The organism is Mycobacterium sp. pV006, from assembly GCF_041287115.1.
Lineage (GTDB): Bacteria > Actinomycetota > Actinomycetes > Mycobacteriales > Mycobacteriaceae > Mycobacterium.
Window position 1 is genome coordinate 1 of record NZ_JBGGKT010000019.1, and the last position, 23053, is coordinate 23053.

21 protein-coding genes and 2 pseudogenes are annotated in these 23053 nt (G+C 67.6%); 11 read left to right on the forward strand and 12 right to left on the reverse strand.

Annotated elements, in window-relative coordinates; translation table 11 throughout:
- Together ACAG25_RS21860 and ACAG25_RS21865 are read right to left on the reverse strand one after the other, a co-directional pair.
- Positions 1 to 1192, reverse strand: a 1192-nt coding sequence (locus tag ACAG25_RS21860; protein WP_370490577.1) for a YncE family protein, incomplete at its 3' end; no start/stop codon positions are given.
- Positions 1193 to 2567: 1375 nt separating this feature from the next.
- A pseudogene (locus ACAG25_RS21865) lies at positions 2568 to 2946 on the reverse strand (hypothetical protein).
- A 152-nt stretch (positions 2947 to 3098) separates the two neighbouring features.
- Here ACAG25_RS21865 and ACAG25_RS21870 point away from each other — a divergent pair.
- Positions 3099 to 3251 (forward strand): annotated as a pseudogene (locus ACAG25_RS21870) (acyl-CoA dehydrogenase); the annotation flags it as partial.
- A 342-nt stretch (positions 3252 to 3593) separates the two neighbouring features.
- On the opposite strand, the gene ACAG25_RS21875 reads toward ACAG25_RS21870, so the two are convergent.
- The 4 genes from ACAG25_RS21875 to ACAG25_RS21890 form a co-directional block, all read right to left on the reverse strand.
- Entirely contained in the window at positions 3594 to 4361 is a 768-nt protein-coding gene (locus tag ACAG25_RS21875; RefSeq protein ID WP_370490578.1) for a biotin--[acetyl-CoA-carboxylase] ligase, read from the reverse strand.
- A 2-nt stretch (positions 4362 to 4363) separates the two neighbouring features.
- Positions 4364 to 4687, reverse strand: a complete 324-nt coding sequence (locus ACAG25_RS21880) for a hypothetical protein (RefSeq protein ID WP_098005133.1) — start codon at positions 4685 to 4687, stop codon at positions 4364 to 4366.
- A 131-nt stretch (positions 4688 to 4818) separates the two neighbouring features.
- Positions 4819 to 5529 carry a TIGR03089 family protein gene (locus tag ACAG25_RS21885; protein ID WP_370490579.1) on the reverse strand — a complete coding sequence of 237 codons (711 nt, stop codon included), beginning with the start codon at positions 5527 to 5529 and terminating at the stop codon, positions 4819 to 4821.
- Between the two features lies 1 nt (position 5530).
- The gene (locus tag ACAG25_RS21890) at positions 5531 to 6997 is read right to left on the reverse strand and encodes an LCP family protein (RefSeq protein WP_370490580.1); all 1467 of its coding nucleotides are present in this window, start codon (positions 6995 to 6997) and stop codon (positions 5531 to 5533) included.
- A gap of 66 nt (positions 6998 to 7063) precedes the next feature.
- Between ACAG25_RS21890 and rfbD the strand changes: the two genes are divergently transcribed.
- The 4 genes from rfbD (at position 7064) to ACAG25_RS21910 (ending at position 10904) form a co-directional block, all read left to right on the forward strand.
- A complete protein-coding gene (gene rfbD / locus ACAG25_RS21895; protein ID WP_370490581.1) occupies positions 7064 to 7912 on the forward strand; it encodes a dTDP-4-dehydrorhamnose reductase in 849 nt (282 codons plus the stop codon).
- 8 nt (positions 7913 to 7920) lie between these two features.
- Complete coding sequence (locus tag ACAG25_RS21900) at positions 7921 to 8823, forward strand: glycosyltransferase family 2 protein (RefSeq protein WP_370490582.1); 903 nt, start codon at positions 7921 to 7923, stop codon at positions 8821 to 8823.
- On the forward strand, positions 8823 to 9902 hold the full coding sequence (locus tag ACAG25_RS21905; protein ID WP_370490583.1) for a sugar phosphate nucleotidyltransferase: 1080 nt from the start codon (positions 8823 to 8825) through the stop codon (positions 9900 to 9902). The genes ACAG25_RS21900 and ACAG25_RS21905 overlap by 1 nt, the downstream gene beginning before the upstream one ends.
- A 138-nt stretch (positions 9903 to 10040) precedes the next feature.
- The gene (locus ACAG25_RS21910; protein WP_370490584.1) at positions 10041 to 10904 is read left to right on the forward strand and encodes a hypothetical protein; all 864 of its coding nucleotides are present in this window, start codon (positions 10041 to 10043) and stop codon (positions 10902 to 10904) included.
- Between the two features lie 35 nt (positions 10905 to 10939).
- Here ACAG25_RS21910 and ACAG25_RS21915 read toward each other — a convergent pair whose 3' ends face one another.
- From ACAG25_RS21915 to cofD, 3 genes are read right to left on the reverse strand one after another with little or no spacing between them, the layout of a single operon-like run.
- Positions 10940 to 11473, reverse strand: coding sequence for an NUDIX hydrolase (locus ACAG25_RS21915; RefSeq protein WP_370490585.1), 534 nt, complete (start codon positions 11471 to 11473; stop codon positions 10940 to 10942).
- The gene (locus tag ACAG25_RS21920) at positions 11470 to 12810 is read right to left on the reverse strand and encodes a coenzyme F420-0:L-glutamate ligase (protein ID WP_370490586.1); all 1341 of its coding nucleotides are present in this window, start codon (positions 12808 to 12810) and stop codon (positions 11470 to 11472) included. The genes ACAG25_RS21915 and ACAG25_RS21920 overlap by 4 nt, the downstream gene beginning before the upstream one ends.
- Entirely contained in the window at positions 12807 to 13790 is a 984-nt protein-coding gene (cofD, locus tag ACAG25_RS21925; RefSeq protein WP_098005140.1) for a 2-phospho-L-lactate transferase, read from the reverse strand. Before cofD ends, ACAG25_RS21920 begins: the two co-directional genes overlap by 4 nt.
- A 426-nt stretch (positions 13791 to 14216) precedes the next feature.
- On the opposite strand from cofD, the gene ACAG25_RS21930 reads away from it, so the two are divergent.
- Positions 14217 to 14483: a WhiB family transcriptional regulator gene (locus ACAG25_RS21930; RefSeq protein ID WP_179964339.1), complete on the forward strand. Its 267-nt coding sequence runs from the start codon at positions 14217 to 14219 to the stop codon at positions 14481 to 14483.
- A gap of 42 nt (positions 14484 to 14525) precedes the next feature.
- Here the strand turns inward: ACAG25_RS21930 and ACAG25_RS21935 are convergent, their stop codons facing one another.
- A complete protein-coding gene (locus ACAG25_RS21935; protein WP_098005142.1) occupies positions 14526 to 14948 on the reverse strand; it encodes a metallopeptidase family protein in 423 nt (140 codons plus the stop codon).
- A gap of 132 nt (positions 14949 to 15080) precedes the next feature.
- Between ACAG25_RS21935 and ACAG25_RS21940 the strand changes: the two genes are divergently transcribed.
- On the forward strand, positions 15081 to 15500 hold the full coding sequence (locus ACAG25_RS21940) for a DUF3499 domain-containing protein (RefSeq protein ID WP_098005167.1): 420 nt from the start codon (positions 15081 to 15083) through the stop codon (positions 15498 to 15500).
- A gap of 4 nt (positions 15501 to 15504) precedes the next feature.
- Here the strand turns inward: ACAG25_RS21940 and ACAG25_RS21945 are convergent, their stop codons facing one another.
- Positions 15505 to 16200 (reverse strand): trans-aconitate 2-methyltransferase, encoded by a 696-nt coding sequence (locus ACAG25_RS21945; RefSeq protein ID WP_370490587.1) that lies wholly within the window; start codon positions 16198 to 16200, stop codon positions 15505 to 15507.
- A gap of 197 nt (positions 16201 to 16397) precedes the next feature.
- Between ACAG25_RS21945 and ACAG25_RS21950 the strand changes: the two genes are divergently transcribed.
- From ACAG25_RS21950 to manA, 3 genes are read left to right on the forward strand one after another with little or no spacing between them, the layout of a single operon-like run.
- Complete coding sequence (locus tag ACAG25_RS21950) at positions 16398 to 17783, forward strand: phosphomannomutase/phosphoglucomutase (protein ID WP_370490588.1); 1386 nt, start codon at positions 16398 to 16400, stop codon at positions 17781 to 17783.
- A complete protein-coding gene (locus ACAG25_RS21955; protein ID WP_370490589.1) occupies positions 17780 to 18895 on the forward strand; it encodes a TobH protein in 1116 nt (371 codons plus the stop codon). Before ACAG25_RS21950 ends, ACAG25_RS21955 begins: the two co-directional genes overlap by 4 nt.
- Before the next feature lie 5 nt (positions 18896 to 18900).
- Positions 18901 to 20127 carry a mannose-6-phosphate isomerase, class I gene (gene manA / locus ACAG25_RS21960; RefSeq protein WP_370490590.1) on the forward strand — a complete coding sequence of 409 codons (1227 nt, stop codon included), beginning with the start codon at positions 18901 to 18903 and terminating at the stop codon, positions 20125 to 20127.
- On the opposite strand, the gene ACAG25_RS21965 is transcribed toward manA, so the two are convergent.
- Positions 20124 to 21464 (reverse strand): FAD-dependent oxidoreductase, encoded by a 1341-nt coding sequence (locus tag ACAG25_RS21965; protein ID WP_370490591.1) that lies wholly within the window; start codon positions 21462 to 21464, stop codon positions 20124 to 20126. The two genes, manA and ACAG25_RS21965, sit on opposite strands and share 4 nt — an antisense overlap.
- Positions 21465 to 21518: 54 nt before the next feature.
- Between ACAG25_RS21965 and ACAG25_RS21970 the strand changes: the two genes are divergently transcribed.
- Positions 21519 to 23015, forward strand: a complete 1497-nt coding sequence (locus ACAG25_RS21970; RefSeq protein WP_370490592.1) for an APC family permease — start codon at positions 21519 to 21521, stop codon at positions 23013 to 23015.
- The last annotated feature ends 38 nt before the right edge of the window (positions 23016 to 23053 follow it).

Below are 23053 nucleotides of genomic sequence, written 5' to 3' on the forward strand. Positions count from 1 at the left end.
TGGTTTTGGAGAAGATGCTGGGATTGGCGTCGATCTGTTGGTTGGTTGTGGTGTCGATGACGGAGATGCTGCGGCTGCCGCGATTTGCCACGTAGAGGCGAGTGCCGTCGGGACTAAGAGCCATCGCGCTCGGAGAGGACCCGACTCGGATGGTTTTGGAGAAGATGCTGGGATTGGCGTCGATCTGTTGGTTGGTTGTGGTGTCGATGACGGAGATGCTGCGGCTGCCACGATTCGCCACGTAGAGAAGGGCCCCATCTGGACTCAGTGTCAGCGCGCTTGGCAGACTTCCCACCCGCACGGTGTGGACCACTTCGTTGTCGAGCGTGCTGACAACCGAGACGGTATAGCCGCCTGCCACGTAGACGAACGTTCCGGCCGCGTTGATGGCCACGGCATTGGGCGCTGAGACGACAGGAATGGTGGCCGTGACTTCACTGGTTGCGGTATCGATCACCGAGAGCGTCCTGCTGCCTCGATTCGCGACATAGAGCCGCGACCCGTCATCACTTACCGCGATGTGCGAAGGTCTGGCGCCCACGGCGGTTCTTGAACCGCTGGCGAGTGAGCCTGGCAGCACGGGTACTTCGATGTCGACGAGAGTGCTCTGCTGTCCGTCCTTCGCCGAGACGCTGAACGAGTCGAAGTCGGCCGAGGCGGTGGTGCCGGCGCGTAGCCGGGCGGTCAAGGAGGGCGTGTAAGTGAAGTTGCCCAGGGCGTCGACGCTGACGCTTCCGCCGGTGGGTGTGCGAACAACGGTGAACGTAACCGCTCCGGTGTCGAAGACAGGCACGTGCACTATTCCACGGACCGCCCCGGTCGACGCATCAGGTGAGCCGACCGTGACCGACGCTGTCGGTGAGGTGTTAGCGACGGCAGCATGTTCGACTTTGCGATCGGCTGCGCCAATCCCCTTCGTGTAAGCGGTAGGGCCCTGCGACTGCCGACGGCCCCAAGCGAGCATCGCCAGTAGCAGCGGCGATTCCGTCGGCGGCACAGTTGGCTCGTCGTACATCGTATTGTCTGCCGATACTGCAGATGCCACGGTGATCAACTCGGTGGTTGTCGGAAGGCCCGTCGGCGCATCATCCGGCGCGCCGGCACGGGCCTCCGTTTCGAGGACCGCGGCGTCGGCTACTGCCGAGCTGCGCTTCGTATAAACGGTGCCTGTTTGATCGGTGTCAGTGTCCACAGGCTTCGTTTGGTCCGGGGAAGCAGTCGAAATGGCGGTGGGTTGAAATCTCGTGCTTGCGAGGGTGTGGTCTGTAAGAAGACCATCCGGCTGGTCACCTGTTACTGAGGTGTCCTCCCGGTAGCGCTGATGGGGATTTGAAGCACGGTCGAGACGATCCAATATCGAGTCTTTGGAGCCTCGGGCCGGCTCCGACTCGTCGGCCGGTCGAAGTTCATCTGTCGCGCCCGAGGCGGTGCGCACGGAGGCACGCGTCTCTCGACCTTCGTTGCGGTCGAATCGCCGGGCTTGGTGGGCGCCACTTCGCCACTGGGGTGGATTGTTGCCTCTGGCGTCAGCATCGGACCGCCGATCAGTCGATGCTCCTTCGTCGCCGAGCGAACGGTCACTATGCGCCGATGACGCACTTCGGTCGCGAGACGAAGCGGCATGGGACGGGCTGCCGTCGGCAGGAGCTGCAAGTGCGATACCCGGAGATGTCGCGATTACCATTCCGACGCCCAGCGCAATAGCTAGCGGGCCAACTCTGCCGACGGACTTTGCGTATTTCATCTGGCATCTCCCTTTCAGGAAGATTTCCTTTTATTTTACTTTGCGGGGAGGAAATTAGAGATTCGAATATAACTAAAGATTAGAAGTAATCACGCCACCAAAATTTGCTTCAATCGCGATTCTGTGGGATGCATTGTTTGAAGCGGCTATCGCTGCACTGTGTAGCAAACATGCACCATTCACCAGCGTTTTCACAGGCGTTCGTCGGCATCGTGCTGTCATTGGTCACCGCCCGAAAAGTGTGATTATGCCCGGCAATCTGTGTTGTGAGCTCAAGATACCGTCGCCGGGTTACGGGTGTCAGCCGATTTAAAAGGCCCTCTCACAATCGTTGCTAGAGCCACTCCGTTTGCCGCTGTATTTTCCAGAAAAGTACATTTTTCGTTACAGGTATAAACTTTGCTGAAGTAGCGCTCGAGGGAATTTGAACGAAGTAGTAACCCTTGTTTGGTTCGTTTGGCGACGTTGCCACGATGGCATGCGCAAAGGCGCCGCGCGCCGTCTGGCCAGAGGCAGCCAGCAAATCGTGTGGGCTGCCCCGACGTGAGCGACCGTAGATATCGACCGCGTGGCGACGTGATAGGCGAGGTGAGTCACACAGGAGGCGGCTGACCCTACTGTGCGCTCCCCGCGCTTGAACGCGAGCGTTTCGCAGGAGTCCAGGCTGGGCCGATCAGTGGGGCCCGCGATACGTGATGGGGCGGGCGCCTAGCGTCGCAGTAGTCGAGAGCGATAGTAGTGGCCGCGCTTGCTCACGGTCGCTGTCGCTACAACGGAGCACCAATTCTAGCGCGGGGTCGGGGCCAGAAAGCTGGCTGCAGTACTACTTTCGGGTCGACTCCCGATCCGCCAAACCATCGTGTCGGTGTCGGTCCCGCCCTCTGTTCCCTGCAGGTCGAGGGTTGTTCACGTCCAGGCTCCTCTTTGCGTGGCCGGCGGTGGTGACCCGGTTGAGCGCATTGAAACCTGCCACGAAAAAAACCACCGCCGCGAGCGCCCAGGCATTCCCTAGCGCCCACTCCCAGGTGGTGGCCGTAGGTGCGGGTGGTCAACCAGTACACGGCTATTGCGACCAACGGATAACCGGACAGCACGTAAAACCGCCCGTCAGGACTGGCAAGCCAACCGGCGTGCCGCCGATTGCGCATGTGCCATAGCCCTAACACGACGACAAGAGCGATTGCCGCTGCGGTAGACAACATCGGCGGCCCTCCTCGCGTCAGGGATGCGGTAGGCGTCAACGGCCAATTCTCACCTCAGGACCCTACCCGGCCCACTGCAAAAGTATGCGTAACCACCCTTGGAGCATTGTCACCCGAAGGAGACGATTCGGTCACGGCTTCACACACGGTGCGTCACCACTTCGGCGGCCTTCAACTCAGTGGCGTCGAACTCAACGGTCAACTTCCCGGTCGAGCGGATGATGCGCGACGCCAGGATCACCCAAATCTACGAAAGCACAAGCCCGATTCAGTGCGTGGTGATGAGCCGCGCCCTGCTGAAGTAGCAGCCGCTTGCGAAAGTTCTTTTACAGTTGGTGGAGTCGCCCGATCGCTAACGAGGGGGTGCACTTCCGCCGGGCCACCAACACGGCTTCAACGCGATGCGCGAGGACTTCGCCGACTTGCGGCGGGCCTCATCGACTTTCTACAGCATGTCGAGGGCCAGTTCGCCGAGTTCATGCTCGGCGCTCGATACGACCGCCGCAGTTCAACGGCAGATCGTCGGGTTGGTCAACGGTGTGATCATCGACCAGAATCGGGAGCGAGAGTGAGCTCGGCGTCGCTGGCGTAGGCGAATGACTTCGCTGAGCGCATTTTCGTGGAAGCGGCAGCGGCCGCGAGTGAGATCAGGCCGGCCGCAGATGGGTGATGTCGCCGGCTGACACCGTCGCCGTCGTCTCGCCGGTGTCGATCAGCAGTCGGCCACTCGCGTCGATTCCCGTTGCGGTACCGACGATGTCGGAGTTGCCGGGTAGATGTGCCCGCACTTCGGAGCCGATGGTCATGCTGACCCGGCGGTAGTCGTCGGCCAGGGCAGGGTCCGAGCGCCGCCAGCGCTGCACCAGCCGGTCCAGCGCGACGAGCAGACGCCCGGTGAGCACGGTGCGGTCCACCGCGACCCCGAGCATCGTCAGCGACACCGCCCGCGGGTCGGGCAGCGCATCCTCGGTGAGGCTGACGTTGAGCCCCACGCCGACCACCACCACGGTGCCGGCCACCTCGGCCAGGATGCCGGCCAGCTTGCCGTCACCGACCAGCACATCGTTGGGCCACTTCAGCCCCGCGTCGACACCCAGCTCACGCACGGTCTCGACAACGGCCAGACCGGTGATCAGCGGCAGCCAGCCCCACGCATCCGGGGACACCCCGGCGGTGTCGACGCCGAACGACATCGCGATCTGCGACCGCGGCGGCGCCGACCAGCTGCGGCCATGGCGTCCGCGTCCCGCGCGCTGGTGTTCGGCCAGCAGCACCGCCCCGGCGATGTCCTCCGTCGCGGCGCGCGCCACCAAGTCGGCGTTGGTCGACCCGGTCTCCTCGACGACGTCGACGCGGCGCCATCCCGTCCCAGAGACCGACGCGCGCAATTGATCGACATCCAGCGGTGCAGGCACGCCTAGAGGTTAGTGGTCGACCCTTCGAGGGATTCCAGCAGCTGAGCCGAGAGGGCGTGCTCGGCCGTCACCCGGTTCAGCGCGCCGAACCCGGTGACGAACGCCAGCATCGCGCCCAGCGCCCACAGATTGCCGACGGCCCATTCCCAGCCGGTGGCCGTAGGAGCGGTGTGCAGCCAGTAGGTCGCGATCGCGACCAGCGCGTAACCGCAGTAGATGTTGAATCGACCGTCGGAGCTGGCGCGCCAGCCTGGGTGGCGGCGGTTATGGGCGTGCCAGACAGCAAGGACGATGACGACGGCGACTGCCGTGATGGTCGAATCCATCGGCGCCCTCCTCGCAGGCGTGGCCCTCTGCGTCTCTCAAAGGGTCCAGCTTTGCCAAAACTGCACAAACCGCCATGTACGAGTGTGCGCGTCGATCCTGAGAGCAGTGTGTGGCTACGGAAACGATAAGGTCACGGTAACGTTTTAGTCAATCTTTCCGTTTCGCGCCGACGCTCCAGCAACGAGGTGTCAGAGTTCGCCACTTGCACGAGTGACGCACCAATTATGTATACCGCGAGTAGCCGTTCGACGATGTCGTCGGCGCTGTCCCAGGCCCGGGTCGACAGCACCCGGTCGCTCGCCGTGAAGCCCTGCGCGTCCGCCGACGCCCGCGCCGCGGCAAGGACCTCGTCGGCCGAGCGGCCCTCCAACGCCGGACCCGGCACTGCCTCCGGCACGATCTGATCCCCGTGCACCCGCACCGCCGTCGCGTAATCGGTTACGCCGACCGGCAGATCCGGCGCCGGCTTGCCGAACGGGTCCAGCGACAACACCGCGACCTCGCCCATGCCGACCGCCGCGTCCGCCTCGTCGAGCCGATCCGCGGTGCACAGCGCGACGTCGGCCTCCCCGCTCAACACCACCTCGGCGCCGATCCACCACACCCCGAACAGCACCGCCGCGGTCTGCCAGTGCGCCGGCAGCAGCACGGCGATCCGGCTGCCTGCCCCGGCGCCCAGCTCGTCACGGAGCAAATTGGCGGTCTTGGCCGCCCAGTTGGCCAGCGTCGCCGTCGAGCACTCGATGCGCTCACCGGTCGCGTCGTCGTAGTAGGTGATCCGCGGCCCGGCCGGGTTGGTGGCCAGCAGCGGATCGAGAACGGCCGAGCTGACGTTGGTCACGTCAGTTCACGCACTCGGGGTCGTCGGAGCCGGCGGTGATGATCGGCGACGCCGCCGGCAGCGCCTCGCCGCCGGCCTGCGCGGTCACCGGCGCCGAGAGCATCACGTCGGTGCCGTCCAGACCCGAGCCGGGACCGGTGTAGTCGTCGGCCAGGATCACCCGCACCGCGCCCTCGGGCACCGCGCTGTTCTCGACGATCTTGAGGCCGCCGAGTTCGGTGGCGACCGCCTGCGCGCCCAGGTCGTCGGCCTTGGCGGCCTGCACCTGTGTCGTCATCACCTTGTCGCCCTCGTTGTTGCCGACCGGTCCGGGCTTGAAGCCCTTGCTGGTCACGACATGCGACACCGCCGCGGCCAGGCCGTTGATGTCGGTGTCGTTGAGCACCTCGACGGTGGTCTTGTCGGGGCTGTAGGTGACCTCTTCGGTGTTGCCCTGCTCCTGCTCGTGCAGCAGGCCGTCCACCCAGGAGCGCACCTCGCTCGGATCGACGCGCACCACGCTCTGCATGCCGTCGTCGCTCCAGCCCGCTTCCTCGACGATCGGGATGGTCGCGAACGCCACGTTGCCGCCGGCGAGCTTCTGCAGCTGCTCGGCGAAATCCATGATGTCCCAGCCGTCGGAGAGGACCACCGAGCGCTGCACCGCGTCCTCGAGGCGGTTCAGCGTCGCCGGGCTGGACAGCGTCTTGCTCGAAATCACCTCGTGGGCAAGCGAAGCCATGAACGCCTGCTGACGCGTCACCCGGTCCAGGTCGCCGCGCGGCAGGTCGTGGCGCTGCCGCACGAAACTCAGCGCCTGCGGCCCGTTCAGCTTCTGCCACCCGGCCGGGAAGTCCGCCCCCGAAAGCGGTTCGTAGACCGCATCTTTGAGGCACACATTGACCCCGCCGAGCGCGTCGGTGATCAACGCGAAGCCGAGCAGCCCGATCTCGGCGTAGTGGTCGACCGTCACCCCGGTCAGGTTGGCGACGGTCTTGATCAGCTCCTCGCGGCCGGCTTCGGCGGCCTCCTGCTGCGCGACCGTTGGGTCCTCACCCTGCTGCTCGACGAGCTCCTTCATCGTGGCCAGATGCACGTCGCCGTACACGCCGTTGATCTTCATCTTGCCCAGCCCGGGCGCCTCGACATAGGAGTCGCGCGGGATCGAGATGGCTGTGGCCGAGCGCCCGTTGTTCGGGATGCGCACCAGGATGATGGTGTCGGTGCTGGTCGAGATGTCGTTGCCGGCGCGCAGCGTGGCCAGTTCCTCCTGGCTGAGCGGGTTGCCGTGCGCGTCGGTGCGGCTGTCCATGCCGACCAGCAGCACGTCGACCGCGCCGTCCTCGCCGCCGTCGCCCAGCGCGACCGAACTGATGTGGTTGATACCGGACTCGAAGGAGCGGACTTTGCTCCACGCCACCCCGGTGCCGATCACCACCGTCAACGCCACCACCGCCGAGACGACACGGGTCAGGGGAGCAGCAGGCATTAGTTCAGGCTATCTGCGAACAGCCTCGATGCGGGGGAGCTGAGACCGGCGTGCCAATATCGTGACGTGAGCGCCCGAATCGTGATCACCGGCGCGGCCGGCCTGGTAGGACGCGTGTTGGCAGGTCAGGCCGCCCAGCAGAGCCGCGATGTGGTGACGCTCACTTCTGCGCAGTGGGACATCACCGACCCGGCCGCGGGCGCGTCCGTGGTGCGGGCCGGCGACGTCGTCGTCAACTGCGCCGCCTACACCAAGGTCGACGCCGCCGAAGCCGACCCCGATCGCGCACACCTGGTCAACGCCGTGGGCGCCGGCAACGTCGCGCAGGTGTGCGCCCGCGCCGGCGCGGCGCTGATCCACCTGTCCACCGACTACGTGTTCGACGGCGCGCTGCGGCGCCCCTACGACATCGACGACGCCACCGGACCGCTCAGCGTCTACGGCCGCACCAAGCTCGCCGGCGAGCAGGCCGTGCACGCCGCGCTGCCCGACGCGACCGTGGTGCGCACCGCCTGGATCTACGAAGGCCGCGACGGCAGCGACTTCGCCGCCGCGATGCGCCGCGCCGCGCTCGGGGACGGCACCGTCGACGTCGTCGCCGACCAGATCGGCTCACCCACCTACGTCGGTGACCTGTGCGCGGCGCTGCTGCAAATCGCCGACGGTGTCCGCGCGCCGCTGCTGCACGCCGCCAACGTCGGCGCCGTCAGCCGCTTCGACCAGGCACAGGCGGTGTTCGCCGAGCTCGGTGCCGATCCAGCACGGGTGCGGCCCGTCGGCAGCGACGAGCATCCGCGGCCCGCGCCGCGCCCGGCGTACTCGGCACTGGCAGCCGAGAAGTCCGCCGCGGCGGGGCTGACCCCGCTGCGGCCATGGCGCGAGGCGGTCACCGCTGCGCTGGCCGCTACCCTCTAGGCCGTGAGATGGGCAGCCCGCCGGTGAGCGACGAACTCTTTGTCGTGACGGTGACCTATTCGCCCGGACCGCATCTGGACCGATTCCTGGCGTCGCTGTCGCATGCCACCGAGCGGCCGGTGACGGTGATCATGGCCGACAACGGGTCGACCGACGGCGCGCCGGAAGAAGCCGTCACGCGCTACGACAACGTGCGGCTGCTGCGCACCGGCGCGAACCTGGGCTACGGCTCGGCGATCAACCGGGCCGTCGCCGAGTACGACCTGACCGCGCAGGACATGTTCGTCGTCGCCAACCCCGACGTGCAGTGGGGGCCGCACAGCATCGACCTGCTGCTCGACGCCGCGGCTCGCTGGCCGCGGGCCGGTTCGCTGGGCCCGTTGATCCGCGACCCCGACGGCTCGGTGTACCCGTCGGCGCGGCATCTGCCCTCGATCATCCGCGGCGGGATGCACGCCGTCGTCGGGCCGGTGTGGCCGTCCAACCCGTGGACCGCGGTGTACCGGCAGGAACGCGAGGACCCCAGCGAACGCGCCGTGGGCTGGCTGTCCGGGTCGTGCCTGTTGCTGCGCGGCGGCGCGTTCTCCGAGATCGGCGGATTCGACGAGCGCTACTTCATGTACATGGAGGACGTCGACCTCGGCGACCGGCTGGGCAAGGCCGGCTGGCAGAACGTCTACGTGCCCTCGGCGGAGGTGTTGCACGCCAAGGGTCACTCCACCGGGCGCGATCCCGCCCGCAACCTGGCCGCCCACCACGTCAGCACCTACACTTTTCTGGCCGATCGGTACCCGCGACGCTGGCAGGCCCCGTTACGGTGGGCTTTTCGGGGGGCCTTGGGGGCGCGCTCACGGTTGGTGGTGCGCAGTTCGTTGAAGTCCCGACGTTCGCAACGGAAAGGGCGGCGGTGATGGTCAATCCAGCCGAAGTCGATGCAGTCATCCTCGTCGGTGGCATGGGCACCCGATTGCGGCCGTTGACGTTGTCGGCGCCGAAGCCGATGCTGCCGACGGCCGGGCTGCCGTTCCTGACCCATCTGCTGTCGCGGATCGCCGACGCCGGAATTGAGCACGTCATCCTGGGCACGTCCTACAAGGCCGAGGTGTTCGAATCCACTTTCGGGGACGGCTCCAAGTTCGGGCTGCAGATCGAGTACGTCGTCGAGGACGAGCCGCTGGGCACCGGCGGCGGCATCGCCAACGTCTCGTCCCGGTTGCGCTACGACACCGCGATCGTGTTCAACGGCGACGTGCTGTCCGGCTGCGATCTCTCGGAGTTGCTGTCGTCGCACTTCGAGCGCGACGCCGACCTGACGCTGCATCTGGTGCGCGTCGGCGATCCGCGCGCTTTCGGTTGTGTGCCCACCGATTCCGAGGGCCGGGTGACGGCGTTCCTGGAGAAGACGCAGGATCCGCCGACCGATCAGATCAACGCCGGCTGCTATGTGTTCAAGCGCTCGGTGATCGAGGACATCCCGAAGGGGCGGGCGCTGTCGGTGGAGCGCGAGGTGTTTCCGCGGCTGCTCACCGAGGGGCTCAAGGTGTGCGGCTACGTCGACGCCACCTACTGGCGCGACATGGGCACGCCCGAGGACTTCGTGCGTGGCTCCGCGGATCTGGTGCGTGGCATCGCGCCGTCGCCGGCGCTGACGCATCAGCGCGGCGAGAAGCTGGTGCACGACGGCGCGTCGGTCGCCCCCGGGGCGCTGCTGATCGGCGGGACCGTCGTCGGCCGCGGCGCCGAGATCTCCGGCGGCGCTCGGCTGGACGGCGCGGTGATCTTCGACGGCGTGACGGTGGCGGCCGGCGCGGTGATCGAGCGCTCGATCATCGGCTTCGGTGCGCGCATCGGGCCGCGGGCGTTGATTCGCGACGGTGTGATCGGCGACGGCGCGGAGATCGGCGCCCGCTGTGAGCTGCTGCGTGGTGCCCGCGTCTGGCCCGGCGTGGTGATCCCCGACGGCGGTATCCGCTTCTCGACCGACGTCTAGCTTTCTTCGCGCGAAAGTGCTCTGAGCGTAGTCGCAGTCGCGTTGTCGCTGCGGTGAGCGCACTTTCGCGGAGGCAGCCTGTGGATAACCTGCTCCGGCAGCGGTCATCTTGTCGGCCTGCGGCCGCACGCTTCCGGCATGCGAAGAGTGTTTCTCGGCACTGAAGCGATCTCGAGCGGTGCAGCGACGCCCGGCGAACTCCGCTACCGGTACCACCGCCTGTTCCCCAACGTGTACACAGTCGACGACATGCCGTCGCTGAGCGTCCGGACCGTCGGCGCATGGTTATGGAGCGGACGAAGAGGGGTGATCACGGGACTGGCAGCGTCCGCCTGGCACGGCTCGAAGTGGATCGACCCGTCCGTGCCGATCGAAATGATCTACGACTGCAAGCGCCCGCCCGCCGGGGTTGTCACGCGAAATGAGCGGATCGGAGAAGACGAGCGAATTGTCCGATATGGGCTGCCCGTCGCGACGATTCAACGCACCGCGTTCGACCTCGGCAGATTCTCCTCAGTGGAGCGCGCGGTGGAGCGCCTCGACGCACTGGCCAACAAGACGGGTCTGCGGGCCGACGACGTCCTGCCCTTGATCGAGCGCTACCGGGGCGCCCGCGGCACACGTAACCTACGCAGCGCGCTCGCGCTGATGGACGCCGGCGCCCAGTCGCCGAAGGAGACCTGGCTGCGCCTGCTCCTGATCAAGAAGGGCTTTCCGCGGCCGAGAACTCAGATCCCGGTTTCCCGCGCAGACGGGTGGGCTTTCGCGTATTTGGACATGGGCTGGGAGGACCTCAAAATCGCAGTGGAGTACGACGGCGATCACCACAGAGAACGCGATCAGTACCAATTCGACATACAGCGTCTGCGCAAGATCGAACAGCTCAACTGGCTGCACATCAAAGTGATCAATGAAGACACACCCGAAGAGATCGTCGATCGGGTCCGACGAGCCCGGGCTCTCCGCGAGAGTGCGCTGAGGGTAGCTCCGCGCGCGGCATGACTACTGTGAGGGCACTTTCGCGGGCGGGCGCGGGGTCAGAGAAGGGCGGCGCGGGCCAGCTGGGCCAGGCCGAAGTCGGACTCGCCGGGCAGCGCGTCGAGCGGCCACCAGCGCAGGTCCAGCGACTCGTCGCTGCGCTCGAACTGTGCGCCGGCCGGGGCATAGGCGACGAACTGCACATCGAGGTGGCGCGTCGGCACGCCCAGCGAGCAGGTCACCGGGTGCACATGCACGGCGGCGGGCAGCGGCGAGATCGTCAGGCCCGCAATCCCGGACTCCTCGGTGACTTCGCGCAGTGCCGCGGCCACCAGGGTCTCATCGGACGGTTCGCAGTGGCCGCCGAGTTGCAGCCAGCGCCCGATCCGCGGGTGCAGCGTCAGCAGCGCATGCCGACGGCCGTGGTCGAGCACCAGCGCCGACGCGGTGATGTGGCCGGGCACGCATGAGCGCAGGCACGCGTCCGGGCGCGCATCGAGAAACGCCAGCAGCGCATACCGCGTCGAATCCAGCGCCGGGTCAGCGGGTTTCCACGCGCTCAGCACCTCGACCGCCGACTCGTGCAGCGTCATCGCCGCACCAGCAGATCACCGACGGCCGCCGGGTCGCGCGGCGCCAGCGGCTCAGCAGGATGACCGATCGCGATGGCGCCCAACGGCTCCCAGTCTTCGGGCAGATCCAGCACCGACCGCACCAGCTCCGGCGCGAAGATCGTCGACCCGATCCAGCAGCTGCCCACCCCGCGGACCGCCAGCGCCACCAGCAGTCCCTGCACCGCGGCCCCGACGGCAACGGTGAACATGGTGTGTTCGGCCGCGGTGCGCCGCGCATCGGGATAGGAGTGCGCCCCGTCGGGCACCAGGAACGGGATCACCAACTCCGGTGCGTCGTAGAGAATCTGGCCGCGCGCCACCCGGCGCTCGACAGCCAAGGGATCGCGACCGTCACCGAGCAGGTCCGAACGCCACTGCTCCTTCATCCGATCGAGCAGCTCCACGCGTAACGCGGAGTCCTGCACCCACACCAACCGCACCGGCCGGGTGTGGTGCGGTGCCGGGGCCGTCAGCGCCTCGGCCACCGCGTCTTCGATCACGCTTGCGGCGACCGGTTCGGCGCTGAATGCCCGCACCGACCGGCGCATCAGCAGCGCCTGCGAACGGCCCAGCGCGAGCGCCTCTTCGGTGCCCAGCCAGAACAGGTCCTCCTCGCCGGCGCGCACCAGCGACCGCGCCGAGGATCCGTCGTCGTGCAGCGTCAGCCCGCGCACCACCGCCACCGGCACCGCGGTCAGCTTGCCCTTGACCAGATCAGCGGCCGCGGCGATCTCGTCGGCCACCGCGATCTCGGTGACGATCAACTCGTTGCCGTGCTGGTCGTGTTCGCCGGCGTAGCCGTGCAGCACGGTCAGCCCGGACGCGCCGATCGCCACGTCGGTCTGGCCGGTGCGCCAGGCCCGGCCCATCGTGTCGGTGACCACCACGCCGACCCGCACGCCCAGTCGCTCACGAAGAGACGACACCAACGCCGCCGCGCTGCCGTCGGGATCGACCGGCAGCAGCGCCAATTCGTTGGCGTCGACGTTGGATCCGTCCACCCCGGCGGCGGCCTGCACCAGACCCAGCGCGTTCTCGGTGATCAGCGTGCGGCCCTTGCGGGCCAGCACGCGGACCGCCTCGCTGTCGATCAATCTGCGCCGCAGCGCATCCCGCTCCTCTGGGTCGGACGGCGCGACGACCATCCGGCCCTCGCACTTGGACAGCACCTTGCTGGTGACGACGACGACGTCGTGATCGCGCAGCCACGGCGCGGCCTCGGCGATGGCCGACGCCAGGTCGTCGCCGGGCCGGAACTCCGGCAGTCCCTCGACCGGCAGGATCTCCAACCGGGCCGATGTGCCGTGATCGGTCACCACGAGACCCCGGCCAGCTCCAGTCCGGCGCGCACCATGTGCGCGGTGACCGCCGGCTCGGTCATCAACAGCGGCGCCGACCGCACCGAGATCCCGTCGACGGCGGCGGTGTCGCCGGTGTGCACCAGCCAGCCGTCGAGGATGCCGGTGGCCGACCGGGCGCCGTAGTGCGCGGCCACCGCTTCGGAGGTGCTGGCCACCCCCATGATCGACAGGCAGGTATCGGCCATGCCGCGCAACGGCTTCCCGCCGACGATGGGGGAGTATCCGATCACCGGCGCGGACGTGGCCCGCAGCGCGGCCCGGATGCCGCCGACGGCCAGGATGGTGCCGATGCTGACCACCGGGTTCGACGGGGCTATCAGCACCACGTCGGCGTCCTCGATCGCCTCGGTCACCCCGGGCGCCGCCTTGGCCTGATCGGCGCCGATGAACGCGAAGCTCTCCGTCGGCACCTGGGCCCGATAGCGCACCCACCACTCCTGGAAGTGGATGGCCTTCTTCTCCCCGGTCTCCGGATCGCTGATCACGACGTGGGTTTCACTGCGGTCGTCGCTGGCGGGCAACAGCCGGGCGCCGGGGTTCCAGCGCCGGCACAGCGCCTCGGTGACCGCCGAGAGCGGATAGCCGGCGCGCAGCATCTGGGTGCGCACCAGATGGGTGGCCAGATCGCGGTCACCCAGACCGAACCAGTCCGGCTGCACCCCGTAGGCGGCGAGCTCTTCCTTGGCGTGCCAGGTCTCGTTGCGATGACCCCAGCCGCGTTCGTCGTCGATGCCGCCGCCGAGGGTGTACATGCAGGTGTCGAGGTCCGGGCAGATCCGCACCCCGAACATCCACGCGTCGTCGCCGACGTTGACGACGGCGGTCAGTTCGTGGTCGCTAGCATTGTCGCCGAACTGGCCGAGGCCGAGGAGATGCTGCACGCCGAGCAGGAATCGTGCGCCCCCGACGCCGCCGACCAGAACCGTCACCTTCACAGGGAACGAGACTAGGCCGTGCGGTCCGGACCCGTGTCGGGTGGGGAGTGACAGACACACCACAGCGCGACGCGCCGAATTGTCATCACGAAATGGTATGAATTCCTGTTCTAGCGCTTGACCGAGGTAGTGATCGCGTGTGTAATCACACCAGTGTCATTCGCGGTTTCCCACCGGATTCGGTGTCGCAGACCGAGATTCGATCACTTGTTCGAATTGGGTGGCCACACAGAGCAATAGTGTCGGCTGGCAGCAACCGGATCTACGAGACTGTACGAGACTGTGAGGAGGGGAAACATGGCATTTGAACAGGCCGATTTCGGCGAATCGGACCATTTCGACATCAGGCTCCTCGGCTCGGTGGGAAGTGCGACGCACATCCAGACCGGACCGACACCTGCAACCAACGGACGCCCGCAACTGAGCGTGGTGCCCGACCGGATCGAGGATTTCACCGAAGATTCGGATCTCACCGAAGATCAATGGCAAGAGCGTGCGCTGTGCGCGCAGACCGACCCCGAGGCGTTCTTCCCCGAGAAGGGCGGCTCCACCCGCGAGGCCAAGCGCATCTGCCAGGGCTGCGAGGTGCGCGACGAATGCCTCGAGTACGCCCTGGCAAACGACGAGCGCTTCGGTATCTGGGGCGGCCTGTCCGAACGCGAGCGCCGTCGCCTCAAGCGCGGGATCATCTGACCGCGCGCCGGCCCCGCCGGCGACCCTGACCCAACAGATCGTCTAGTCGTCACCGATCGTCGGATCGATGACCGACGGCTCCACTCCCAGATAGGTGGCCACCTGAGCCACCAGTAGTTCGTGCAACAGATCGGTCAGCTCGACGGTGTCTTTGGCCCGTCGCTCGATCGGCTTGCGGAACAGCACAATTCGAGCCCGCGTCGAGTTGCCGCGGACGTCCACACCGGCCGGGATGAGACGCGCGAGCGCAATCGGACCGTCAGCGACCACCTCCGGTGGCCACTGCACGCTGTCCGGGTCCTTCGGGGCGATCCGCGGAATCTCGTCGACGGCGACATCGAGCGCCGAGACCCGGTCGTGCCAGCGCCGCTCGATCGGCTCGTAGGCCTCCAGCACCGCCATGTCGAAGCGTTCGGCGCGGCTGCGCCAGCCCGGAACGGTCGGCGGAAGCAGTGGTCCCCGCATCTCCCGGCCCCGCCGCGAGCCCCGATGCCTGCGCACGGTCACGAAAAAGATCGTAACGGTTGGGCTTCGGCGGCCTGCCGGCTGCGCGTGTCCGGCGCGACCCCGGCGACGAGCCACGATAACCTTCCGAGCGTGAATGTTCCCCGTCGCTGCTGCCGGCCAGGGTGCCCTCACTATGCGGTCGCGACGCTCACCTTCGTCTATTCCGACTCGACTGCGGTTGTGGGCCCGCTCGCCACCGTGTCTGAGCCGCACTCCTGGGACCTGTGCGTCATGCACGCCGGCCGGATCACCGCCCCGCGCGGATGGGAGCTGGTGCGCCACGCCGGCCCGCTGCCGTCGCACCCTGACGACGACGACCTGGTCGCGCTGGCCGACGCGGTGCGCGAGGGCCGCGACGGGGTGGCGCCCGCGCACGGCTTCACCGCCGGGTTCAGCGACCCGGTCAGCGGAGCGCACGGCGGCGCGTTGATGGCCCCGCCGGCCCGCCGCCCGGAGACCAACGGCCGCCGGCGCGGACATCTGCGGGTGCTGCCCGACCCGACCGACTAAGGGCTTACTTCGTCAGCACCATGATGGAGGACCCCCCCATCAATCGGACTGCTAAGTCCTCATGGAGTGCGCGCAGGCTTCGGCGCGCCAAGTTGACGATTCGCGTTCGTGTCGCGCGGTCCGGAAGCTCCTCGGCGCCGTGCGTGTAATTCCAATCGAGGACCTCGTAACCGCAGCCGCCGAGAACCGCCAACGCGGTGTCTTTGCTGAAGTAGTGCAGATGGCCGAGTTGTTCGCGGGCGCCGAGGATCGGCTTCGACCGCAGAACGGTCTGAACCGAGAGGTCGAGCGGTATGTGAAACAACTTGAACTCTGCACGCGGCCGAAGGGCCTTGAGAAACGCCATGTAATCCTCGACGTGCTCGAAGACATCGATGGCCATCAGAAGGTCGATCCCCGAGGTGTCGGCAGCGAGAAAATCTTCGTGGTGGAAGGTCAGGCGATCGGTCCTCTTAGGACTGGCTATTTGGTATGCCTGGGGTGATATGTCGTAGCCATCGAACGTCGCGTCCGGTAACTTCGCCGCAAGTTGAGCAAGAATCTCGCCGGAGCCTGCTCCGACCTCAACGACATGTGCCGGCGCCAGAGCATTTCGCGACAGAATGTCGAGGATCCAGGCTGCTTTCGTCGGGGCGTCCCCTTCGTGCCAGTCAGGATTTTTAAGCAAGTACTCGCCGGATTCATACGTTGATGGAGACATCGCTCGCCACTCACTCAGCGCTAGGTTCGAGGGGCCCACCTGGGCCTTTGGCGGCAATTTAGCACGCCGGCAATGAAACGGCCGGTCATCGGAGGCTATCGGTGCAAGCCGTAGCGTGTACCGGCGTCGATGGCGGATTCTTCTCGATCGGTTCCGGCTAGGCTGGACGTAACCACGTCCGGAGTCCAAGGAGCACTATGTCCCGGCCCGCTGAGGCTGTACAGCGCGTCATCAAGGCCTACGACGTGCGTGGACTCGTGGGCGCCGAGATCGACGAGCAGTTCGTCAGCGAAGTCGGCGCCGCATTCGCCCGGCTGGTCCGCGCAGACGCGACCCAGGTGGTCGTCGGCCACGACATGCGGTCGAGCTCGCCGGGGCTGGCCAACGCGTTCGCCGACGGCGTGCTGGCCCAGGGCCTCGACGTGGTGCGCATCGGATTGGCCTCGACCGACCAGCTGTACTTCGCCTCCGGACTGCTGGACTGCCCGGGCGCGATGTTCACCGCCAGCCACAACCCGTCGGCCTATAACGGCATCAAGCTGTGCCGCGCCGGGGCCAAACCCGTCGGCAAGGACACCGGGCTGACCACCATCAGCGACGAGATCATCGCCGGCGTCCCCGGCTACGACGGCCCGCGCGGCAGCATCTCCGACCGCGACGTGCTCGACGACTACGGCCGGTTCCTGCGCTCGCTGGTCGACATCGGCGCGGCCCGCCCGCTGACGGTGGCCGTCGACGCCGGCAACGGCATGGCCGGCCACACCGCGCCGGCCGTCCTGGGCGCGATCGGCTCGATCACCCTCAAGCCGCTCTACTTCGAACTCGACGGCACCTTCCCCAACCACGAGGCCAACCCGCTGGACCCGGCCAACCTCGTCGATCTGCAGTCCTACGTGCTCGAGACCGGTGCCGACATCGGTCTGGCCTTCGACGGCGACGCCGACCGCTGCTTCGTCGTCGACGAGAAGGGCCAGGCGGTGTCCCCGTCGGCGGTCACCGCGCTGGTGGCCGCCCGCGAACTCGGCCGCGAGATCGGCGCGACCGTCATCCACAACCTGATCACCTCGCGCGCGGTGCCCGAGCTGGTGACCGAACGCGGGGGCACCCCGGTGCGCTCGCGGGTGGGCCACTCCTACATCAAGGGGCTGATGGCCGAGACGGGCGCGATCTTCGGCGGCGAGCACTCCGCGCACTACTACTTCCGCGACTTCTGGGGTGCGGACTCCGGGATGCTCGCCGCGCTGCACGTGCTGGCCGCGCTGGGCGAGCAGCACCGGCCGCTGTCGGACATGATGAGCGACTACCAGCGCTACGAGGCCTCCGGGGAGATCAACTTCACCGTCACCGACGCGCCCGCGATCGTCGACTCCGTGCTGCAGGCCTTCAGCAGCCGTGTGCAGGGCATCGACCACCTCGACGGGGTGACCGTGGACCTCGGCGACGGCAGCTGGTTCAACCTGCGGATGTCGAACACCGAACCCCTGCTGCGGCTCAACGTCGAGGCCCGCACCACCGAGGACGTCGCCGCGCTCGTCGATGAGATCGGCGCCCAGATCACCTCGGGGACAAAGGAACTGACGTGAACGCCGGGTCACTGTCGGCTGCCGTGGTGGATCTCGACGACACCGCCGGCTTGCTCGACGCCGACCGTGACGGCCTGCTGCGCGCCGCGTCGATGGCCGGGGCGCAGGTCCGCGCCACCGCCGCCGCGCTCGACGAGGGCGTTCTCGAGCCGCTGCGCGCCGACGGCCCGCCCCGCACCGTGGTGTGGGTGGCCGGGCGCGGCAACGCCGAGACCGCCGCGACGATGCTGGCCGCGCTCGTGGGGGCGACCGTCGGCGCACCGCTGGTCGTCGCCTCCGAAGCGCCGCTGTGGTTGGGCGCCCTGGACGTTCTCGTCGTCGCCGGCGACGACCCCGGCGACCCCGCCCTGGTCTCTGCGGCCGCGGTCGGGGTGCGCCGCGGCGCCCGCGTGGTGGTGGTCGCCCCGTACGAGGGTCCACTGCGCGACGCGACGGCCGGGCGCGCGGTCGCCCTGCCACCGCGGCTCGCGGTGCCCGACGACTTCACCATGGTGCGGTTCTTCGCGGCCGGGTTGGCGGTGCTGACGGCCACGATCGCGGCGTACTCCTTCGATCTGGAGGCGCTGGCCGACGAACTCGACGGCGAAGCCGTCCGAAACAGCGCTGCGCGTGAGGTTTTCACCAACCCCGCCAAGGAGCTGGCCCAGCGGATGGTGGGTCGCGACGTGGTGTTCGCCGGTGACACCGCCGCGATGCGTGCGTTGGCCCGGCACGCGGCGACGGTGATGCTGCGCGTCGGGAACCAGACCGTCACCGCGGCGGGTCTCTCCGATGTCCTGGCCGCGTTGCGCACCGGCTGGGGTCGCAGCGAGGGTGTGGCGCCGTCGATCTTTCACGACGAAGAGATCGACGGGCCGTTGGCCGCCCGGACCCGCACGCTGGTGCTGACCTCCGATGCCGACCGGTTCGAGGTCTCGGCACGGCTGCGCGGATTCGACGACGTCGACGTGATCAATGCCTACGACGTCCCCGACGTCGAGGTGACGAGGGGGAATCAGGAGCCGCCGGGTTCAGCAGCGATGCCCGTCTCCGCGCGTCCTGAACAACAAGTGGCGCTGTTGGCGCTCCGCCTGGAGATGGCGGCGGTCTACCAGCGCTTGATCCGAGGTTGAGACGAGTGCATCTGCTGAGGGGAGCGGTGCGGACCTATGCCTGGGGTTCGCGCACCGCGATCGCCGAATTCACCGGGGCCCCGAGCCCCACCCCGCATCCCGAAGCCGAACTGTGGTTCGGTGCGCACCCGCAGGACCCCGCCCATCTGCTGACCGACGACGGGCAGCGTTCCCTGCTCGACGCGGTACGCGACGACCCCGAAGGCGAACTGGGCGCGGAGTTGCGCGACCGGTTCGGCGACGCCCTGCCGTTCCTGGTGAAGGTGCTGGCCGCCGACGAGCCGCTGTCGCTGCAGGCACACCCCAGCACCGCGCAGGCCGTCGAGGGATTCGAGCGCGAGGAACGCCTCGGCATCCCGGTGACCGCACCCAACCGCAACTACCGGGACCGCAGTCACAAACCGGAGATCATCGTCGCGTTGACGCCGTTCGAGGCGCTCGCCGGATTCGCGCCCGCCGCCCGCTCGGTCGAGCTGATGCGCGCGCTGCAGGTGCCCGAACTCGACCCGTACATCAATCTCCTGTCAGGTCAGACCGACGCCGACGGATTGCGGGCGTTGTTCACCACGTGGATCACCTGCCCGCAACCAGATCTCGAGGTGCTGGTGGCCGCGGTGATCGACGGCGCGATCAACTACGTCCGCTCCGGCGCCACCGAATTCGCCCGCGAAGCCAAGACGGTGCTGGAACTGGGGGAGCGCTATCCCGGAGACGCCGGGGTGCTGGCCTCCATGCTGCTCAACCGGTTGTCCCTGCAACCGGGTGAGGCGATCTACCTGTCGGCCGGGAACCTGCACGCCTACCTGCACGGGATGGGTGTCGAGGTGATGGCCAACTCCGACAACGTGCTGCGCGGCGGGCTGACCCCCAAGCACGTCGACGTCCCCGAACTTCTGCGCATCCTGGACTTCGAACCGGTCCGCGACCCGTTGGTGCCCACCGAAAAGCGCTGCGACGGAGCGGAACTGGTCTATCGCACGCCTGCACCGGAATTCGCGGTGTCGGTCCTGCGTATCGACGGTGAGCGCCTGGGCCACGAAATCGACACGCCCACGACGCACGACGGTCCGCAGATCCTGCTGTGCGCCGAGGGGTCGGTGACGGTGTACGCCAAGAGCGACTCGGTGACCATGCAGCGCGGCGCCGCGGCGTGGGTAGCCGCGGACGAGAGCCCGATCCGGTTGTCCGCACACGAGCCGACCCGGTTGTTCCGCGTGACCGTCGGGTTCTAGACCGGAATCGGTCTGCGCTCTGCCGCCCACAGCCCGAGGTTGTGTCTGACGGTGCGGGCGATCAACTTCGCCGAGGGCACCATGTAGAGGCTGTCGAGGAGACTGAACCGGCGTAGAAACCACTCCGCGAGAATGGGATCGGTTTCGGCGGCGCCGAGGAACTGGTCGAACAGCGCGCCGACCGGCTGGTACCACCAGGGCGCGGCGCCCTCGGCGCGGTGCAGCGTGAGGTCGCCGATCGCGTTCATCATCCACACCGGGTACGTCGTCTTCGCGGTGGCGCGCAGGAAGGTCGTCGCCATCTCGTCAGGCGGGCCCTGGAGCGCCTGCCGCAGCGGGTGTGCCTGTAAGGACACCATCGTCATGCCCTGCCCGAACGTCGGGTTGAAGCTGGCCACCGAGTCACCGAACGGCAGAATCCCGTCCGGGAAGTGCTCGAGCTTGTCGTAGCGGCGCCACCGGCTGGTCGGGTACTTGTGCATCGCGCTATCCGAGACCGGACGCGCCTGCCGCAGTGCGGCAACGATGTGCGTCGGCAAGAGCTGCTCGGCCAGGTCCATCATGGCCTCGAAGTCGTTGGGCGGCAAGACTTTCCCGACCCCGAATGTCGTGAGACCCCAGGTGCCGTCCTCGTAACACAACATGCCCAATCCCAGCGGCTGGTCCCGGGAAGCGCCGGCCACCACCACCTTCCCGGCGATCGACCCGTCGGGAATCTGTAGTGCCACACTGGCGTAGGCGATACCGACCTGGACCGTCTCCTCCGGTGGGCGCGCAAAGCCCCACTGCTCCAGCCAGACCGGCAGCCGGGTGCCGCGACCAGTGGCGTCGACCACGAGATCGGCCCGGAGCGTCGCACCGCCGTCGGTGCGTACCCCGACGACGCGACGCCTGTCGAACACCGGCTGATCCACACCGCAGTGGGTGACCGTCACGTTGGGAAGGCGCATCACCCGGGTGCGCAGTTGCCACTCCAGGTGCGGGCGGCTCGGCACGTACGCGGTGAACTCGTCCTGCAGCGTGTGCTGCGTGCCCAGCACATGGCCGGCGGCGCCGAAGTGGATGCAGTCGGGCCGGTTCTCCAAGATCGGCACACCGGCCGCGACCATGTCGTCGAGCAGACCGGGAAACAGCGTTTCGAACTCCTGCGCACCGCGGGCCATCAGCAGATGTACGTGCCGGCCCTGCGGCACCCCCGGACGCTGCTTCGGCTGGTCGGGGAGGGCATCGCGGTCCAGGACGCTGACCTCGTCGGCGACCTCGGAGAGGACCCGGGCCGCGCACGACCCGGCGAGGCTGGCCCCAATCACGATTACGTGTTTGAGAGTGCGCCCCATGGGGTCACGGTAGTCGGTACATTCCGCAAGGACCATGACGAAAAGGGGACGGGTGTGACCGCTGAGTCGACCGCGCCGAGCAACGGCAGATGGCGCACCAAATCGGTCGAGCAGTCGATCGCCGACACCGACGAGCCCGACACCAAACTGCGCAAGGACCTCAGCTGGTGGGACCTCACCGTCTTCGGTGTCTCGGTGGTCATCGGCGCGGGCATCTTCACGATCACCGCGTCCACCGCGGCCAACATCACCGGTCCCGCGATCTCGGTCTCGTTCATCCTCGCCGCGGTCGCCTGTGGCCTCGCCGCGCTGTGCTACGCTGAGTTCGCCTCGACCGTGCCGGTCGCCGGCAGCGCCTACACGTTCTCCTACGCGACGTTCGGCGAGTTCGTCGCATGGATCATCGGCTGGGACCTGATCCTCGAATTCGCAGTCGCCGCGGCCGTGGTGGCCAAGGGTTGGTCCAGTTACCTGGGCACCGTGTTCGGGTTCAGGGGCGCGGTCACCGACGTCGGCGGCATCGAGGTGGACTGGGGCGCGCTGATCATCATCGCGTTCGTCACCGCGATCCTGGCGTTCGGGACCAAGCTCTCCGCGGGGGTGAGTCTGGCCATCACGGTCGTCAAGGTCGCGGTGGTGCTGCTGGTCGTGGCCGTCGGCGCGTTCTACGTCAAAGCCGCAAACTTCACCCCGTTCATACCGCCGGCCGAGCCCGCCGAGAGCGGCGTGGGCAGCAGCGGCGCCGAACAGTCCCTGTTCTCGCTGCTCACCGGCGCCGAGGGCAGCAACTACGGCTGGTACGGCCTGCTGGCCGGCGCGTCGATCGTGTTCTTCGCGTTCATCGGCTTCGACATCGTCGCGACCACCGCCGAGGAGACCAAGAACCCGCAGCGCAACGTGCCACGCGGCATCCTGGCGTCACTGGCCATCGTCACCGTGCTCTACGTCGCCGTGGCGATCGTGCTCACCGGCATGGTCAGCTACAAGGACCTGCGTGAGGAAGAGAACCAGAACCTGGCCACCGCGTTCGCGATGAACGGCGTGGACTGGGCGGCCACCGTCATCTCGATCGGTGCACTGGCCGGCCTGACGACCGTGGTCATCGTGCTGGTGCTCGGCCAGACCCGCGTGCTGTTCGCCATGTCGCGCGACGGCCTGTTGCCGCGGCAGCTGGCCCGCACCGGAAGTCGCGGTACACCGGTGCGCATCACGCTGCTGGTGGGCGCCGTGGTCGCGGTGACCGCGACGGTGTTCCCGATGGGCAACCTCGAAGAGATGGTCAACATCGGCACGCTGTTCGCGTTCGTGTTGGTGTCGGCGGGGGTGATCGTGTTGCGGCGCACCCGCCCCGATCTGCAACGCGGCTTCCGCACGCCCGGTGTGCCGTGGCTGCCGATCGTGTCGATCATCGCCTGCGTGTGGCTGATGCTGAACCTCTCCGGTATGACCTGGATCCGGTTCGGCATCTGGATGGCTATCGGCGTGGTCGTGTACTTCCTCTACGGTCGCCGGCATTCGCTGCTCGGCAAGCGCGGCACGCTACAGCGCTGACACGCCGGCGGTTGCGGCCGCCGTACCGAGCACGTCGG

Bases quoted from the DNA above. Each gene is read 5' to 3' on its own strand.
- ACAG25_RS21950 (WP_370490588.1), top strand. From the start codon at position 16,398: ATGTCCCGGCCCGCTGAGGCTGTACAGCGCGTCATCAAGGCCTACGAC.
- ACAG25_RS21945 (WP_370490587.1), bottom strand. From the start codon at position 16,200: ATGTCTCCATCAACGTATGAATCCGGCGAGTACTTGCTTAAAAATCCT.
- ACAG25_RS21965 (WP_370490591.1), bottom strand. From the start codon at position 21,464: ATGGGGCGCACTCTCAAACACGTAATCGTGATTGGGGCCAGCCTCGCC.
- ACAG25_RS21935 (WP_098005142.1), bottom strand. From the start codon at position 14,948: ATGCGGGGACCACTGCTTCCGCCGACCGTTCCGGGCTGGCGCAGCCGC.
- ACAG25_RS21905 (WP_370490583.1), top strand. From the start codon at position 8,823: ATGGTCAATCCAGCCGAAGTCGATGCAGTCATCCTCGTCGGTGGCATG.
- ACAG25_RS21880 (WP_098005133.1), bottom strand. From the start codon at position 4,687: ATGGATTCGACCATCACGGCAGTCGCCGTCGTCATCGTCCTTGCTGTC.
- ACAG25_RS21890 (WP_370490580.1), bottom strand. From the start codon at position 6,997: ATGCCTGCTGCTCCCCTGACCCGTGTCGTCTCGGCGGTGGTGGCGTTG.
- ACAG25_RS21910 (WP_370490584.1), top strand. From the start codon at position 10,041: ATGCGAAGAGTGTTTCTCGGCACTGAAGCGATCTCGAGCGGTGCAGCG.
- ACAG25_RS21915 (WP_370490585.1), bottom strand. From the start codon at position 11,473: ATGACGCTGCACGAGTCGGCGGTCGAGGTGCTGAGCGCGTGGAAACCC.
- ACAG25_RS21900 (WP_370490582.1), top strand. From the start codon at position 7,921: ATGGGCAGCCCGCCGGTGAGCGACGAACTCTTTGTCGTGACGGTGACC.